This is a genomic window from Bradyrhizobium sp. 149 (assembly GCF_023073915.1).
Lineage (GTDB): Bacteria > Pseudomonadota > Alphaproteobacteria > Rhizobiales > Xanthobacteraceae > Bradyrhizobium.
Genome location: NZ_JADPKK010000022.1, coordinates 51,610 through 67,902 on the forward strand (window position 1 = coordinate 51,610; position 16,293 = coordinate 67,902).

17 protein-coding genes and 1 riboswitch are annotated in these 16,293 nt (G+C 65.1%); of the genes, 10 read left to right on the forward strand and 7 right to left on the reverse strand.

Features of this window, described 5'->3' with window-relative positions; all coding sequences use genetic code 11:
* Window positions 1–59: 59 nt before the first annotated feature.
* Entirely contained in the window at window positions 60–572 is a 513-nt protein-coding gene (locus IVA88_RS17755) for a GcrA family cell cycle regulator (RefSeq protein ID WP_247394018.1), read from the reverse strand.
* Between the two features lie 455 nt (window positions 573–1,027).
* Here IVA88_RS17755 and IVA88_RS17760 point away from each other — a divergent pair, with 455 nt between their 5' ends.
* From IVA88_RS17760 to IVA88_RS17770, 3 genes are all read left to right on the forward strand, one after another.
* Window positions 1,028–2,230, forward strand: a complete 1,203-nt coding sequence (locus IVA88_RS17760; protein WP_247498529.1) for an aspartate aminotransferase family protein — start codon at window positions 1,028–1,030, stop codon at window positions 2,228–2,230.
* On the forward strand, window positions 2,230–3,165 hold the full coding sequence (gene argF, locus IVA88_RS17765) for an ornithine carbamoyltransferase (RefSeq protein ID WP_247498530.1): 936 nt from the start codon (window positions 2,230–2,232) through the stop codon (window positions 3,163–3,165). The genes IVA88_RS17760 and argF overlap by 1 nt, the downstream gene beginning before the upstream one ends.
* Before the next feature lie 162 nt (window positions 3,166–3,327).
* Window positions 3,328–4,359, forward strand: coding sequence for an Hsp33 family molecular chaperone (locus tag IVA88_RS17770; protein WP_247498531.1), 1,032 nt, complete (start codon window positions 3,328–3,330; stop codon window positions 4,357–4,359).
* A gap of 57 nt (window positions 4,360–4,416) precedes the next feature.
* Here IVA88_RS17770 and apaG read toward each other — a convergent pair whose 3' ends face one another.
* Window positions 4,417–4,821: a Co2+/Mg2+ efflux protein ApaG gene (apaG, locus tag IVA88_RS17775; protein ID WP_156948545.1), complete on the reverse strand. Its 405-nt coding sequence runs from the start codon at window positions 4,819–4,821 to the stop codon at window positions 4,417–4,419.
* Between the two features lie 169 nt (window positions 4,822–4,990).
* On the opposite strand from apaG, the gene IVA88_RS17780 reads away from it, so the two are divergent.
* From IVA88_RS17780 to IVA88_RS17790, 3 genes are read left to right on the forward strand one after another with little or no spacing between them, the layout of a single operon-like run.
* Complete coding sequence (locus IVA88_RS17780) at window positions 4,991–6,241, forward strand: OpgC domain-containing protein (protein ID WP_247498532.1); 1,251 nt, start codon at window positions 4,991–4,993, stop codon at window positions 6,239–6,241.
* Window positions 6,241–7,038: an SGNH/GDSL hydrolase family protein gene (locus IVA88_RS17785; RefSeq protein ID WP_247498533.1), complete on the forward strand. Its 798-nt coding sequence runs from the start codon at window positions 6,241–6,243 to the stop codon at window positions 7,036–7,038. The genes IVA88_RS17780 and IVA88_RS17785 overlap by 1 nt, the downstream gene beginning before the upstream one ends.
* A 12-nt stretch (window positions 7,039–7,050) precedes the next feature.
* Entirely contained in the window at window positions 7,051–8,040 is a 990-nt protein-coding gene (locus IVA88_RS17790; protein WP_247498534.1) for an SGNH/GDSL hydrolase family protein, read from the forward strand.
* 55 nt (window positions 8,041–8,095) lie between these two features.
* Here IVA88_RS17790 and IVA88_RS17795 read toward each other — a convergent pair whose 3' ends face one another.
* Window positions 8,096–9,292: an O-succinylhomoserine sulfhydrylase gene (locus tag IVA88_RS17795; protein ID WP_247498535.1), complete on the reverse strand. Its 1,197-nt coding sequence runs from the start codon at window positions 9,290–9,292 to the stop codon at window positions 8,096–8,098.
* Window positions 9,293–9,362: 70 nt separating this feature from the next.
* Window positions 9,363–9,442, reverse strand: a riboswitch (SAM riboswitch).
* A 110-nt stretch (window positions 9,443–9,552) separates the two neighbouring features.
* Between IVA88_RS17795 and IVA88_RS17800 the strand changes: the two genes are divergently transcribed.
* The 4 genes from IVA88_RS17800 (at window position 9,553) to IVA88_RS17815 (ending at window position 13,903) form a co-directional block, all read left to right on the forward strand.
* On the forward strand, window positions 9,553–10,659 hold the full coding sequence (locus IVA88_RS17800; protein WP_247498536.1) for a 2'-deoxycytidine 5'-triphosphate deaminase: 1,107 nt from the start codon (window positions 9,553–9,555) through the stop codon (window positions 10,657–10,659).
* A gap of 64 nt (window positions 10,660–10,723) precedes the next feature.
* On the forward strand, window positions 10,724–11,137 hold the full coding sequence (locus IVA88_RS17805) for a PAS domain S-box protein (protein ID WP_247498537.1): 414 nt from the start codon (window positions 10,724–10,726) through the stop codon (window positions 11,135–11,137).
* A gap of 104 nt (window positions 11,138–11,241) precedes the next feature.
* A complete protein-coding gene (locus IVA88_RS17810; protein WP_247498538.1) occupies window positions 11,242–12,294 on the forward strand; it encodes a hypothetical protein in 1,053 nt (350 codons plus the stop codon).
* Window positions 12,295–12,457: 163 nt separating this feature from the next.
* Window positions 12,458–13,903, forward strand: a complete 1,446-nt coding sequence (locus IVA88_RS17815; RefSeq protein ID WP_247498539.1) for an MATE family efflux transporter — start codon at window positions 12,458–12,460, stop codon at window positions 13,901–13,903.
* Here IVA88_RS17815 and IVA88_RS17820 read toward each other — a convergent pair.
* From IVA88_RS17820 to IVA88_RS17835, 4 genes are all read right to left on the reverse strand, one after another.
* Window positions 13,900–14,400 carry a hypothetical protein gene (locus IVA88_RS17820; RefSeq protein WP_247498540.1) on the reverse strand — a complete coding sequence of 167 codons (501 nt, stop codon included), beginning with the start codon at window positions 14,398–14,400 and terminating at the stop codon, window positions 13,900–13,902. The genes IVA88_RS17815 and IVA88_RS17820 overlap by 4 nt on opposite strands.
* A 100-nt stretch (window positions 14,401–14,500) precedes the next feature.
* The gene (locus tag IVA88_RS17825) at window positions 14,501–14,902 is read right to left on the reverse strand and encodes an SRPBCC family protein (protein ID WP_247498541.1); all 402 of its coding nucleotides are present in this window, start codon (window positions 14,900–14,902) and stop codon (window positions 14,501–14,503) included.
* Between the two features lie 135 nt (window positions 14,903–15,037).
* The gene (locus tag IVA88_RS17830; protein WP_247498542.1) at window positions 15,038–15,397 is read right to left on the reverse strand and encodes a VOC family protein; all 360 of its coding nucleotides are present in this window, start codon (window positions 15,395–15,397) and stop codon (window positions 15,038–15,040) included.
* Between the two features lie 56 nt (window positions 15,398–15,453).
* Complete coding sequence (locus IVA88_RS17835; protein ID WP_247498543.1) at window positions 15,454–16,293, reverse strand: AraC family transcriptional regulator; 840 nt, start codon at window positions 16,291–16,293, stop codon at window positions 15,454–15,456.

Genomic DNA, 16,293 nt, shown 5'->3' on the forward strand with positions numbered 1-16,293 from the left:
CAAGGGGCTGAGCCGTCACCCGTGTGACGGCCGTCGTCGCGATCAGCCAATCCGCTAGCTCAGCGCGGACCCGGCTTCACGGGTGCGCGCCGCCGATCCGATGCCGGCTGGTACGCAACGCGCGAGTGCTGGGCGCAATAGGGCAGGCCGGACAACGCCCTGCCGCCGCAGAAGAAGAAGTCCGGGGTCGAGGGATCGCCGACCGGCCAGTGGCAGGTCGCTTCGTTCAATTCCAGCAGCGACAGCCGCTGGCTCATCGGCACCACGTTGTCGTAGGTGACCGGATCCGGCTCAGCCTCGACCTCGAACGCCTGCGCCAGCGCAGTGTTGCCGCGCGAGATCGGACGCGACACCCGCATCATGTGCTGCGCGGGGCGCGCCTTGCGCGGCCGGGGCGCTGCCGACGAAGGGCTCTTGGCGCGACCCGACAGGCCGAGCCTGTGCACTTTGCCGATCACGGCATTGCGGGTCACATTGCCGAGCTCAGCCGCGATCTGGCTGGCCGAAAGTCCGGCCTCCCAGAGCTTTTTCAGCTGCTCGACGCGATCATCGGACCAGGTCAAAACCGTCATTGCACCCTTTCCCTCGCTGCGCGCCAGCCATCCTGGGGCCTCGTAGCGAATGCCTAAGCCTTCAAAAACCCGTGCCGTCAGAATCCCTTAAGGCTCGCCGGGCGCGACTAGAACGCCCGAACGTTTACGCCGGTACATAAGGACTTAGAGATCAGAACCACTGCACGAGATGTCGTATCTGACAATTCAAACGCTACAATATGGCGTGACTCCCGCGCAAGAGTCCGGCGACTCGCTTCCACATGTTCCGTGGCTAAATCCCGCAAAATCGGCACCGCAAGACTACGGATTCAGCGTTTCGCGGGGCTTTCCGGGCGGCATTGACACCCGTTTCATCAGGCCTAAGATAGTCGCACGTGCCGCCCTCAAGAGGCGGCACGTTTCGTTTTCCGGGCCGGTCAATGGTGCGTCGCGCAATGCACGCTCACACTGTCCGCAACATTCAAGTGATCGTCATGACTAACCGCGCAGCGCCGCATTTGCTCCCCGTTTTCGCCAGGTCCGACCTCGGTTTCGAGCGTGGCGAAGGCTGCTGGCTGATCGCGACCAATGGCGAGCGCTATCTCGATTTCACCTCCGGAGTGGCGGTGAACGCGCTCGGCCACGCCCATCCGGCGCTGGTCTCGGCGCTGCAGGAACAGGCCACCAAGCTCTGGCACATGTCGAACCTGTTCCAGAGCCCGGACGGTGAGCGTCTGGCGGCCCGCCTCTGCAACGAGAGTTTTGCGGACTTCGTGTTCTTCTGCAATTCCGGCGCCGAAGCGCTGGAATGCGTGATCAAGGTCGTGCGCCGCTATCACGCCGCAAAGGGCCATCCTGACCGCTATCGCATGATCACCTTCGAAGGTGCCTTCCATGGCCGCACGCTGGCGACGCTGGCTGCGACGGGATCGGCAAAATATCTCGAAGGCTTCGGCCCTCCCATGGAGGGCTTCGACCAGGTTGCGCATGGCGATCTCGACGCGGTGAAAAAGGCGATCGGTCCGCAGACCGCCGGCATCCTGATCGAGCCGATCCAGGGCGAGGGCGGTGTGCGTTCGGCAACGCCCGCCTTCCTCAAGGCGCTGCGCCAGCTCTGCGACGAGCGCCGCTTGCTGCTCGCCTTCGATGAGGTACAAACCGGAATGGGCCGTACCGGCGATCTGTTCGCCTACCGCCGCCTTGGCGTCGAACCCGACGTGATGTCGCTGGCCAAGGCGCTCGGCGGCGGCTTCCCGATCGGCGCCTGCCTTGCCACCGCGGAAGCGGCCTCCGGCATGACGCCGGGCTCGCACGGCTCGACCTTCGGCGGCAATCCGCTCGCGATCTCCGCCGCTAACGCGGTGCTCGACGTCATGCTCAAGCCCGGCTTCTTCGATCATGTGCAGAGGATGTCGCTGTTGCTCAAGCAGAAGCTCGCCTCCGTGATCGACCGTCATGGCGACATCGTCAGCGAGGTACGGGGCGAGGGCCTCCTGATCGGCATCAAGGCCGTGGTGCCGTCCGGCGATCTCGTTGCCGCCTTGCGCGAGGAAAAACTGCTCACCGTCGGGGCCGGCGACAATGTCGTGCGTTTCCTGCCGCCCCTGATCGTCACCGAAGCCGAGATCGAGGACAGCGTCGGGCGGCTCGAGCGCGCCTGCACTGTGTTGTCCGGCAACAAGCGGGCGGCAAGCTGATGAGCAAGTCGCCCGATAAGACGCCGAAGCACTTCCTCGATATCAACGAGCTGCCGCTGTCGGAGCTCAAGCGCATGCTCGCCGCGTCCTCCGCGATGAAAGCGAAGCAGAAGGCGCATCAGCCGGTCAGGCCGCTCGAAGGCAAGACGCTGGCGATGATCTTCGAGCGCCCCTCGACGCGGACGCGCGTGTCTTTCGACGTCGCCATGCGCCAACTCGGCGGCGAGCCGATCATGCTCACCGGCGCCGAGATGCAGCTCGGCCGCGGCGAGACCATCGCCGACACCGCGCGCGTGCTGTCGCGCTACGTCGATGCCATCATGATCCGCATCCTCAATCACGATGCCCTGCTGGAGCTTGCGGCGAACGCCACCGTCCCCGTCATCAACGGCCTGACGCGGCGCTCGCATCCCTGCCAGGTGATGGCCGACCTCATGACCTACGAGGAACATCGCGGCCCGATCGAGGGCAAGACGGTGGCCTGGACCGGCGACGACAACAACGTGCTCGCCTCCTGGGCGCACGCCGCCGAGCGCTTCAAGTTCCAGCTCAATGTCGCGACGCCCCCGGAGCTCGCGCCGAAAAAGGCGATGCGCGACTTCATCAAGGCGACCGGCGCACCGATCATGCTCGGCACGGATGCCGAAGCCGCCGTGCGCGGCGCCGATTGTGTCGTGACCGACACCTGGGTGTCGATGGGCGACAAGGAAGGCGAGCACCGCCATAATGTGCTCAAGCCCTACCAGGTCAATTCCCAGCTGATGTCGCTGGCCAAGCCCGATGCGCTGTTCATGCACTGCCTGCCCGCCCATCGCGGCGAGGAGGTCACCGACGAGGTGATCGACGGTCCGCAATCCGTCGTGTTCGACGAGGCCGAGAACCGCCTCCACGCGCAGAAGGGCATTCTGGCCTGGTGTTTTGACGCGGTGAAGTAACGCGGCCCGGGAAAGTAGCTTTCCGTCGTTCCGGCCTCCGTGCGTAATTGCGCACCAGGCCTGGACGACGGAATTTCAGGTACGATTGTGTGACCGTCGCGGCGCCGGATCACGCCCTTCGCCCCCCTTCCATTTCCGCCTTCCGACCCCAGATAAAACGCCATGGTTTCCCAATCCCCTGACATGAAAACCGGGCCCGAAGGCCCGGTTCGCGCGCCATCCGCGGTTCCCATCGACGACGCCGTGCTGCCCTACGAGGTCGACGCGCTCGATGTGCGCGGTCGCCTGGTGCGACTTGGTCCGGCGCTCGACGAGATCCTGACCAAGCACGATTATCCGGCGCCGGTCGGCAAGCTGCTCGGCGAGGCCATCGTGCTGACCACGCTGCTCGGCTCGGCGCTGAAGTTCGAGGGCCGCTTCATCCTCCAGGCGCAGACCGACGGTCCGGTGTCGTTTTTAGTCGTTGATTACCAGGCGCCGGATCGCCTGCGCGCCTATGCGCGCTACGACGCCGCGCGCCTCGGCGAGGCCAAGGAGTCCGGGACGCATGCTGGCACGCATTCCGGCGCGCTGCTGGGCCACGGTCATCTCGCCATGACGATCGACCAGGGCCCCGACATGAGCCGCTACCAGGGCTTGGTCGCGCTCGACGGCGGCAGCCTGGAAGACGCCGCTCACGAATATTTCCTGCGCTCCGAGCAGATCCCGACGCGCGTGCGTCTCGCCGTCGGCGAGGAATGGCGTTCGAACGACGGCGGCAAGCATCGCTGGCGTGCCGGTGGCATGCTGATGCAGTTTTTGCCGAAGGCGCCCGAGCGGGCGCGGCAGGCCGATCTGCATCCCGGTGACGCGCCCGAAGGCGTCGAGGTGCATGCCGTCGCTGAAGACGACGCCTGGGTCGAGGCGCGCTCGCTGATCGAAACCGTCGAAGACGTCGAGCTGATCGACCCCGAGCTCTCCGGCGAGCGGCTGCTCTACCGTCTGTTCCACGAGCGCGGCGTGCGCGTGTTCAATCCACTGTCCTTGAAGGCGCAATGCTCGTGCTCGCGCGATGCGGTCGCGTCGATGCTGAAGAGCTTTTCGTCCGACGATCGCGCCGCCATGGTCAAGGACGACAAGGTCGTCGTGACCTGCGAGTTCTGCTCGTCGGTGTACGAGTTCACACCGGATGAGGCGGGCGTGGAAGACGCGTAGCGCCGTGCCGTAGTGCCGTAGGTTGGGTCAAGCGAAGCGTGCCCACCAGCTCCCAGTCTAATTCAACACCCGCTTGTTGTCCGGGCTGTCCAGCGAGAACGTCGGCACGTCGATCTCGAAACGTTCGCCGGTTGCGCTGACCATCTGGTAGCGGCCGGTCATGAAGCCGGAGGCGGTCGTGAGCGGCACGCCCGATGTGTATTCGAAGCGTTCGCCGGGGGCGAGCGTCGGCTGCTCGCCGACCACGCCCTCGCCCTTCACCTCCTGCTGCCGGCCGGTGGCGTCGGTGATGATCCAGTGCCGCGTCTTGAGCTGCACGGTCTCGTCGCCGGAATTGGTGATGACGATGGTGTAGGCCCAGAAATAGCGCGAGCGGTCGGCCGACGACTGCTCCGGAACAAAGTTCGGCTCGACGGTCACTTCGATCTGGCGGGTCACGGCGCGGTACATGATTGCCATCATACCGAAATCCGCTCCGGAACCAAACGCCGGAGGCGGTTATGGCGACATCGTCCCGCCAGAATTCGCAGGGAAGTACACCCGCATGTGATCCTGTCGCTTTGCGAGATGACGACCGGACCGGTACACTCCTTGCCACGTCGCGATTTGCGGAAGGGTTTTTAGGCCCCCGATGACCATTGCCGACCAAGTGACGGGACCGACGATCGCGGGAACCGCTAAACCTGTACAAACCAGGCCACGCGCGGCCGCGCCGGCCATTTCGCTGCCCGCCATCGGCGAGCGCGAGCTACGGCTCGACCTGTTCCGCGGCCTCGCGCTGTGGCTGATCTTCATCGACCACCTGCCGCCGAGCCTTCTGACCTGGTTCACGATCCGCAATTACGGCTTCAGCGACGCCACCGAGATCTTCATCTTTATCTCCGGCTATACCGCCGCCTTCGTCTACGGCCGGGCGATGCTGGAGTCCGGCATCGTCGTCGCCACCGCGCGCATCCTGCGGCGCGTCTGGCAGATCTATGTGGCCCACGTCTTCCTGTTCACGATCTTCCTTGCCGAGATCTCCTACGTCGCGACCAGGTTCGAGAACCCGCTCTACACCGAAGAGATGGGCATCATGGATTTCCTCAAGCAGCCCGACGTCACTATCGTGCAGGCGCTGCTGCTACGCTTTCGTCCCGTCAACATGGACGTGCTGCCGCTCTACATCGTGCTGATGCTGGCGCTGCCTTTGATCCTGTGGCTGATGAAATGGCGCCCCGACGTGACGCTCGGCCTCTCGGTCCTGCTCTACGCGGTGACCTGGGAATACGACCTTTATCTGTCGGCCTATCCGAACGGCTTCTGGGCCTTCAATCCCTTCGCCTGGCAATTGCTGTTCGTGTTCGGTGCATGGTGCGCGCTCGGGGGTGCGCGACGCATGTCGCGCATTCTGGCTTCGCGGGTGACGATGTGGATCTCGATCGCCTATCTGGTCGCGGCATTCTACGTGACGCTGACCTGGTATGTGCCGCAGCTCTCCCAATTCATGCCGAAGCGGCTCGAGCAGTGGATGTATCCGATCGACAAGGCCGATCTCGACGTGCTGCGCTTCACGCATTTCCTGGCGCTGGCCGCGCTCACCGTGCGCGTCCTGCCGCGGGATTGGCCGGGCCTGAAATCGCCCTGGCTGCGGCCGTTGATCCTGTGCGGCTCGCATTCCCTGGAGATATTCTGTCTCGGCGTCTTCCTCGCCTTCGCGGGGCATTTCATCCTGGCCGAAGTCTCGGGCGGCCCGGTCATGCATGCGTTAATTAGTCTCTCCGGAATCCTGATCATGTGGGCGATGGCCTGGCTGATTTCGTGGTACAAGCGGGTGGCTGACAAGAGCGGTTCCAAAACCAAAAGCGCCGTCGGCAGCGCCGATATGGCGGGAGGGGGCTGATGAAGGCGAAGGTTTTCCTGAGCCTGATCCTGCTGTGCGGTGGTCTCGCCGCGCCTCCGGCGCGCGCGGAGGATGCTGCGCCTGCTGCTTCGGCCGCGCCTGCAGCTTCAGCCGCGCCTGCAGCTTGCGAATTGCCGTCCTATCTGCTCACCAGCGAAAGCCAGCTTCCCAAGGTCGCCGATGCTGTCAAGGCCGGCAAGCCGCTCGAAATCCTGGTCATCGGCAGCCGTTCGACCACGATTCCAGCGTCCGAGGACGCCTCCTACCCCGCACGGATGCAAGCCATTCTGAAGGACAAGCTGCCGCCGTCCGAGACCGTGCACGTCTCCGTAGAAATACAGACCAAGAAGACGGCGGAGGAAGCGGCGGCCAGCTTCGTTAAGCTGATGGAAGCAAAAAAGCCTACTTTGGTCATCTGGCAGACCGGGACTGTCGATGCTATCCGAGCCATCGATCCCGACGATTTTCGCGGCGCAGTGACCGAAGGGGTTACTGCGTTGCAAAAGGCAGGGGCTGACGTCGTCTTGATGAATTTGCAATACAGCCCGCGCACCGAAACCATGATCTCGGTGCCGCCATACCTCGATAATATGCGGGTGGTGGCGCAGGAGCACGATATCCCGCTGTTCGATCGTTTCGCGATCATGCGGCAGTGGAATGATCAGGGGCAGTTCGACCTGTTCAGCCCGTCCCGCGGGCCTGAACTGGCGAAGCAGGTCCATGATTGCCTTGGCCGCGCGTTGGCACAGTTTGTGATTGACGCAGCCCATCTGGAGCCGGCCCAGCAGCAAAATTGAGGTCTAGCGTTAATGAGTTCTCTCCGCCCTTTTTGCCTGACGGCATGGCTGACTGTGCTGGCAGCAGCGCTGCTGTTGCTGAGTCCGGCCTCGCAGTCGCGCGCGCAGACCCAGGCCGCGCAGGCAACGCCCGCTCCGCAGCAATCGGCTAATCCCGCGTCCGCTTCACCGTCCCAGACCACCGTCGCAGCGACGTCCCCTGACCAGCGCGGCGTCACGGCGCGCGCCATCGACAAGGTGAAGCAGGTCGCAAAATCCGCCGGCGACATCTTCAGCCGTGTCCCCTGCCTGTCGCCGAAGGGCGGCTCGAAGACGATGGGCTCGCTGCCGCATGTCGCGGGCAAGCTCGTCGCCGGCCAGCCCGTCGTCATCGTCGCATTCGGCTCGTCGTCGACCGCGGGATTCGGCGCGAGTTCGCCGGAGTTCAACTATCCCAACCGCCTTGCCGCGCAGCTGCGCCGGCATTATCCGACCGCCGACATCACCGTCGTCAATGCCGGCGTCGGCGGCGAGGACGCGCCCGAGATGATGAAGCGGCTCCAGAAGGAGGTGATCGAGGTGCATCCGGATCTGGTGATCTGGCAGGTCGGCACCAATGCGGTGCTGCGCAATCTCGATCCCGGCGACACAGCCAAGCTGGTCGAGGACGGCATCTCCCGCATCCAGGCCGCCGGCGGCGCCGATATCGTGCTGGTCGATCCGCAATATTCGCCCGCCGTCAACCAGCGCGCGGACAGCGCCGGCAGGATGGTGAAGCTGCTCGGCAAGGTCGCCGAGCTCCGTCACGTCGGCATCTTCCCGCGCTTCGAGGTGATGCGCGACTGGCATGAGAAGCAATCGATTCCGGTCGAGAGCTTCGTGATCGCCGACGGCCTGCACATGAACGATTGGGGCTACGCCTGCTTCGCCCAACTCCTCGGCGACGACATCATACGCTCCGTCGGCCAGATCAAGCTCGGCGTCAACGTGCCGGCGGACGTGCGGACCTATCGGCCGATGTAATTGGTCGTCCCGACCCCGTGCGCAATTGCGCACTAGGCCGGGACGACACAATACCTCACGCCTTCTCCAGCGCCGCGGTCAGATCCTCGATCAGATCGTCCGGATGCTCGAGCCCCGCCGAGAAGCGAATGAATCCCTCGCTGATGCCGAGGGCTGCGCGGTCCTCCGGCTTGAGGCGCTGATGCGTCGTCGTCGCCGGATGCGTGACGAGGCTCTTGGCGTCGCCGAGATTGTTCGAGATTTTCGCCAGCTTGAGCTCGTTGAGCACGCGGAACGCACCCTGCTTGCCGCCCTTGACTTCGAAACCGACCAGCGTCGAGCCGCCGCGCATCTGCTTCTTCACCAATGCTGCCTGCGGATGATCGGCGCGGCCGGGAAACACCAGCCGCGAAATCTTCGGATGGCTCGCCAGCACGTCCGCGATGCGCGCCGCCGTCTCGGTCTGCGCGCGCACCCGCACGCCCAGCGTCTCCAGGCCCTTGAGCAGGACCCAGGCGTTGAACGGCGAGATCGACGGGCCGGTCTGGCGCATGAAATTGTGGATGTGCTCGGCGATGAACGCTTCCGAGGACAGGATGATGCCGCCGAGACAGCGGCCCTGGCCGTCGATGTGCTTGGTCGCGGAATAGACCACGACGTCGGCGCCGAGCGCGAGCGGGCTCTGCCAGATCGGGGTGGCGAACACGTTGTCGACGACAAGCCGCGCGCCGCCGCTGTGCGCGATCTCGGCAATGCCGGGAATGTCGAGCACGTCGAGCGTCGGATTGGTCGGGCTCTCCAGGAAGAACGTCTTGGTGTTCGGCTTCAGCGCGCGCTGCCACTGGTCGAGATCGAGACCGTCGACCAGCGTGGTCTCGATGCCGTAGCGCGGCAGCAAATCCTGCACGACATAGAGGCACGAGCCGAACAGCGCGCGCGAGGCCACGACGTGATCGCCGGCCTTCAGCGGCGCCAGGATCGCGGTCGTCACCGCGGCCATGCCGGTCGCGGCCGAACGGGCCGCTTCGGCGCCTTCGAGCTCGATCATGCGCCGCTCGAACATCGAGATGGTCGGATTGGAGTAGCGGGAATAGATGAAGCCGGGGTCCTCGCCCTTGAACCGCGCCTCGCACTCCTCGGCGCTGTTGTAGACGTAGCCTTGGGTCAGGAACAGCGACTCCGACGTCTCGCCATATTGCGAGCGCAGGGTGCCGGAATGGACCAGGCGAGTTTCGGGACGGTAGTGCGTGGTGGGCACCGGGGACTTCGACATAGGACCTCCTGAAGTGACCATCGAAAATGGTCACAAAAAAACCGGCCTGGAATATTTCCACGGGCCGGGATCACAGAGGTCCCCGGCCTGTTTAGCGACTTATTTAACGTGGCTGCAAGCCGGCCGGCTCAAATCACCACGGGATAAGTCATGCTCATATTCCGCAATGCCCTTTCCGTCAAGACGTCCATCGGATAGCCGTAAAACGCTAGTATTTCCCGCGTGTCGGGATGTGTTGATCCCTGATGAGGACCCCTCGGTTGACGTTCACGGTCGCCGCCGACGCCAATGGTATCCTGCCCGACCGCATGATCGCGGCGATGGCGGAGGGCGGTCTCATCCTGCCCGCTTACGACTTCGTCGAAAGCCAGATCCAGCCGGCGAGCCTCGATTTGCGCCTCGGCGACATCGCCTATCGCGTTCGCGCCAGCTTCCTGCCCGGTCCAGGCGCCACCGTCGCCGAGCGCATCGACGAGTTGAAGCTGCACGAGTTCAGCCTCGCCGACGGCGCGGTGCTGGAGACCAACTGCGTCTACATCGTGCCGCTGCTCGAAAGCCTCGCACTGCCGCCGGAGATCGTCGCGGCCGCCAACCCGAAAAGCTCGACCGGCCGGCTCGACGTCTTCACCCGCGTGATCGCCGACGGCACCCGCCGGTTCGACATGATCGGCGCCGGTTATCACGGTCCGCTCTATGCCGAGATCAGCCCGAAGACGTTCCCGGTGCTGGTCAGCGAGGGCTCGCGGCTGAGCCAGGTGCGCTTCCGCACCGGCGATGCCATCCTCAACATCGACGATCTCGAGGCGCTGCATGCGACCGAGCGTCTGGTCGACGTCGACGATGCCGATCTCACCGGCGGCGTCGCCGTCTCCGTGGATCTCTCCGGCGAGAAGAGCGGCGGCTTCGTCGGCTATCGCGCCAAGCGCCACACCGGCGTCATCGACGTCGATCGCCGCGCCGGCTACGCCGTCGAGGATTTCTGGGAGCCGATGTCGGCGCGCCCTGACGGCAGCCTGATCCTCGATCCCGGCGAGTTCTATATCCTCGCGTCGAAAGAGGCGGTGCAGGTGCCGCCCGATTACGCCGCGGAGATGGTGCCGTTCGATCCGCTGGTCGGCGAGTTCCGGGTGCATTATGCCGGATTCTTCGATCCCGGCTTCGGCTATGCCGGTGCCGGCGGGCTGGGATCGCGCGCCGTGCTCGAAGTGCGCTCGCGCGAAGTGCCTTTCATCCTCGAGCACGGCCAAATCGTCGGCCGCCTCGTCTACGAGAAGATGCTGGCGCGGCCCGACGCGATGTACGGCCAGCGCATTGGCTCGAACTACCAGGCGCAGGGCCTGAAGCTGTCGAAGCACTTTCGGGTGTAGCGATCATCCGCAGCCCGGATTACGCTGCGCTCCGTCAGGACTACATTCCGTCCGAGGTGGCGAGATGACAGATCAACCCGAGCTCGACACAAAAATCCTCGACGACGTCGCGGATGCGCTGATCTATTCGGATCGCTCCGGCACAATCATGCGCTGGAATCGCGCATCGGCCGCACTGTTCGGCTTCTCCGCGGACGAAGCGCTGGGCCAAAATCTCGACCTGATCATTCCCGAACATCTGCGCGCCGCGCACTGGCGGGGTTTCGAGGCCGCGCTGGCCAGCGGCGCGATGAAGCTTGCGGGCAAGCCGACGCTGACCCGCGCGCTGCACAAGAGCGGACGCAAGCTCTACATCGAGATGACCTTTGCACTGGTGCGGGACGCCGGCGGCGCGGTGCAGGGATCGGTGGCCATGGCGCGCGACGTGACCGAGCGCGTCGAGCGCGAGCGCGCAGCCAAAGCCACGCACAATTCGTGATGCGGAATTGGCGGGCCGGCACGCAGGGCGCCCTGCGTGCGGCTCAGGTTGTCTGTCACCGGGGGCAGTGACACACTCGATCAAAACAAGGATCGGGAGCGAACATGACCGCCGCATCGGACCCCGCGCAGGAAGCTCAATGGAAACGCTGGCGCGCGGTTGCGGACCTCTATCACGCCTACTTCACCGGCTTGATCCTCACCGTGGTCACGCGTCGCGGCACGGCGGATGCCGCGGAGTTCGTGTTTCGCGTGTTCCGGCGCCAGCAGCAGGAGCGCTTCCTGCCGGGGCTGGAAAAGCTCGGGCTGCGCCATCTGCCGCCAGCGGTCGCCGCCGCGCAATATCACTACCTCTCCAACTGGATCGGCGGCGTGCATGTCGAATACATGCATGAGAGCGACACCAAAGCCTGGATCCGTTATCCGCCGCCGCGGTGGATCTGGAAGGGCACTGCCATCTGCGGCGTGCCGGGCGAAGTTTCGCGCGCGATGCTGCGCGGCTGGCACGCCAACAACGGTGTGGCGCTCGGCGATCTCCGCCTGGGCTTTGTCTGCACCAAGCAGAGCGTCGACGGCCAGGACGGACTCGAAGGCTATTACCATCAATACGACCAACCGCTCGAGCTCGACCAGCGCTTGGTGTTTGCGCGGCATCTCGAAGCGCCGCTGTTCGATGCAAAGTCCGCGCCGGCCCTTCCCGTCGCGAGCTGGCCGAAACCGCGGCTCGAAAAAGCCTATCGCAACTATGCGATGGAATATGTGCGGACCGCCGCGCCCGTGATGGTGCAGCTGTTCGGTCCGGAGGATGCCGGCTATCTCCTGCACCTCACGGGCAAGCTGATCGGGATGCAATATTTCGATGAGGTGGCTGCGGCGCTGTCGATGGGCCGCGGCCGTGCGAGCGAATTCGCGACATTCCTCAACGCACTGTTCGTCGCGCAGGACGATGCGGCCGAGACGACGCAATCCGAAGGCACGTTTGAGCTCCGTCAGCAGAGCTGGAAGCTGATGGACGACGTCGCCGATTATCACCCCGCCTGCGCAAAGGTGCTGACGGGGTTGTTCGAAGGGCTCGCGGCAGGATGCGGGCGGCACATCTGCGTACACCTGTCCTCGACACCGGGCGGCCGTCCGCCATTGCTCTGGCGCATCGGGTAAATCCTCCAGAAATGCGCTGCCGCAGGGCACGCCTGCATCCGGCGCAGGAGGAATCGCTGCGTGCCGTGCTAACAAGCCTCTGGTTGCGCCCTGCGCGCGAACAATTTATTGGCACACCTACTCATTGCTGCGCTGCAAATGGCGCTCGCGCCCGGGAGAGGACATGTCCGACATCGCCGAAATCCCGGTCGATGAACAAGAGCGTCCGCTGCCGCCGCCTCCGCGTGCCGTGAAGAGCGCGCTGTTGGACGGCCCGATCCTGCGCACGCTGCTCGGGTTGGCTTGGCCGAACGTGATCGCGCTGTCGGCCGGCACCTGTACGGTGATCGCGGAGACCTCGTATATCGGCCGGCTCGGCGTCGAGGCGCTGGCCGCGATGGCGCTGGTGTTTCCGACAGTGATCCTGACCATGACGATGTCGGGTGGTGCCATGGGCGGTGCGGTGGCCTCGTCCATTGCGCGCGCGCTCGGCGCCGGGAACCGTGAGCGCGCCGGCACGCTCGCCGCGCACGCGATGCTGATCGGCATCAGCTTCGGCCTCGTCTTCATGCTGGGCATGTTGATCTTCGGGCCACGGGTGCTGGAAATGCTGGGCGGCCGCGGCGATGTGCTGACCCATGCGGTTGCGTACACGCAGGTATTTTTCGGCGGCGCCGTGCTGCCCTGGCTGCTCAACACCATGGCCGGCGTGCTCCGCGGTACCGGCAACATGAAGCTGCCGTCGTTCCTCATCCTCAACTCAGCGGCCTGGCAGATCGTGCTCGGCGGCACGCTCGGCCTCGGCCTCGGACCGGTGCCGCAGTTCGGCATGCGCGGCGTCGCGGCCGGCGCGCTGATCGCCTATTCCATGAACATCTGCATCATGGGCTGGTACCTGTTCTCGGGTCGCGCACGTGTCACGCCGAAGCTGCGCGGCCTGCGCATCCAATGGGCGATGTTTTTCGACATCCTCAGGGTCGGCGCCATCGCCTGCTTCTCGCCGCTGCAATCGGTGCTGACGATCTCGATCTTCACCCACATGCTGGCGAAGTTCGGCACGGCGATCCTCGCTGGCTACGGCATCGGCGCGCGGCTCGAATTCCTGCTGACCTCGATCGCGTTCTCGTTCGGCATCGCTTGTGTGCCGATGGTCGGGATGGCGATCGGCGCAGGCAACATCGCGCGCGCCCGGCGCGTCGCCTGGATCGCCAGTGCTGCCGCCTTCGTGGCTGTCGGCGCACCGGCATGCGTCGTCGCGATGTTCCCCGATCTCTGGATCAATATCTTCACGGACAGCGCGGCCGTGCGCGCGGCAAGCCATCAATATCTCTCGACGGTCGGGCCGTTCTACGCGTTTTTCGGCCTTGCCACGACGATGTACTTCTCGTCGCAGGGCGCGGCCAAGGTGATCGGGCCGGTGCTGGCGCAGACGGCGCGGCTGATCTACATCTCCGCCGTCGGCTGGTGGCTGTCGACGCACGATGCCACCGCGCAGAGCTTTTTTTGGCTGGCTGCGAGCTCGATGGTCGTGCTCGGCTTGCTCTCAGCCTCCAGCGTCGTGCTGACGCGCTGGGGACCGCGCGCGAGCAAGGCTGCGATCAGGCCGGTTCTCTCGGGCGTTGCGGACTAGCGATGCCTGTGGCGGCGATGGCCGCCGCCGCCGACATTGGCGAGCCGCATCAGTTGCGGAATCATCGCCATCATGTCGCCGCCGCCGGCGCCACCGAGCATGCCCATGATATCGCCGCCGCCCATGCCCATACCGGCCGGCATGTAGCCGCCGCCTGCCATCGGCGTGTAGCCGCCGTAATTTGGCGCACCGAAACCGCCGCCGAGATTGCCACCGGCGAGGCCACCAATGCCGCCGCCCATCATGCCGCCGAGCCCGCCGCCGCCATTCTCCATCATGCGGCTCATCATCGGGCCCATGGTCTGCATCATCATGCCGAAGCGGCGCTTGCCCATCTTGGCCTTCATCATCTCCAGCATCGGGGCCATCTGGGTCATCATGTCCTCGCCGCCGGCACCTCCGCCGCCGAGGAACTGCGCCTTTGCCGGCGCGCCCGAAATCGAAAACATCAGCAGCACGGCGGCCGCCTGGCAGATCACCTTGTCCGCGCCTCTCATGGCCTGCTCCTCGCGTGCGTGGCGCCGCCGGGAGAGCGGAGCCAACCGGACGCACGCCGCCATGGTTATTGCGGACGAAGGCTGGGCTCTGTGAGAAAGATCACGCAGCCGCTGCTGGGAACGCTCGGTGTATGGCGGCGACGGCGTCCTTGGTCTGTCCCTGCACATAGGGCGCAAGCTCGTTCGGCAGCATGTCGATGGTCCAGACCAGGCGGCATCTCGCCTCGTCCTCGGCGATCACCTGCACCGAGGCGCTGTAATGCTTCAGCCGCTCGTTGTTGATCGCGTAGACCAACCGCTGCCGCGCATCGTCGCAATCGACCAGCACCTCGCGTGCCACGGAGCCATTGGCGAAGGTGACGATGCGCGCATCGCCGTCGAGCTGACATGCCGTGACGAAGCCCGGCGCCAGCCGCCGATGCAGCGCGCCGAAATCGCGCACCGCGGCCCAGACGTCGTGCGCCGAGGCGGGGAGGGGAATGTCGTTGTGGATGGAGGCCATGAAAATATCCTTGACTGGTTGAGTAGGGTGGGCAAAGGCGCAAAGCGCCGTGCCCACCATCCATCGGCATTGTCGCGTGCGACCGTGGGCACGCTTCGCTTTGCCCACCCTACGAAATCTCGCGGGTGGCGAGCTTCACACACAAACCGCCTCGATATTGTTGCCGTCGGGGTCGATCAAAAACGCTGCGTAGTAAGTCGGGCTGTAATCCTTCCGTGGGCCGGCGCCGCCATTGTCGCGGCCGCCGCTCTTCAGGCCCTCGCTGTAGAACGCCTTGACCGCGTCATGATTCCCGGCGCGAAACGCGATATGCGCGCCATCGGCTTTCCGTCCCTTGTTCAGGTGCAGCCACAGCGCCGGCTCGCCCTTTGGCCCGAAGCCGGCATAACCGTCGCCGCTCGAGCACAGGACGTAGCCGAGCGGGGCCAGCACCGCGGTGTAGAAGCGCGTGGCCGCGTCGAGGTCGGCAACGCGCAATCCGATATGGTCGTACATGGTCGTCTCCATTTCCAAAGCGCGCCGCAACTGGCGCGCGCCGGAGACGAACCTAGTCAGTTGAGGGCGAGCTGCTCTTGGAGAATCTTGCGCTTCCCCTTCGAGGCCTGACGGAATTTTGTCGGCGACACGCCGGCGGCGCGGTGGAAGGTGCGGACGAAGTTGGAGAGATCGCCGAAGCCGACGTCATAGGCGATGTCGGTGACTGCGATGTCGTCGTCGGTCAGCAGCCGCGCCGCATGTCGCAGGCGCGAGCGCACCAGATATTGATGCGGGGTGACGCCGAGCACGGCCGAGAACAGCCGCAGGAAATGGAACGGGCTGAGGCCTGCCTGCCGCGCCGCCTGTTCGAGGTCGACCTCGGCGTGCGAATGGGCGTCGATCCACAGTGCGGCCTCCACGGCGCGGCGGCGGTCGCGCGCGGTCGGCGTTGTCTGCTTGCGCGACCTGCCCGAGACGACATCGACGAAGCGGCCGGCGAGGATCTGACCGACCTCGTCGAGACCGAGATCGCTGTTGCCATCTGCCGCCGTCTGGGCGAGCTCGCCCAGCACCATCAGCTCGGGGAGCGGCGGCGTCGCGCCGACCTTCCAGATGTCGCTTCGGCCGCCGAGAGCGTCGACCAGATCCTCGCCGAGGAAAAAGGACAGGCAGACGTCGCCGGAGACATGTTCGTGCGTGCAGGTGTATTCCTCGCCCGGCGCGCCGACCAGCATCGAGCCGGCCACCAGTTCGAAGAAGCCGGCGCGGCACTGGCAGCCGAAGCTGCCCGCGCGGACATAGGCAATGGAATGGCCGGTGCGGCACTCCGCAAACGGGCTGTCGTCCGGTCCCGCATCGCAGCGAAACTCGGAGACCGTCATCGAGGGCGTCGTCAGCAGCGTGGTCGCATCCAT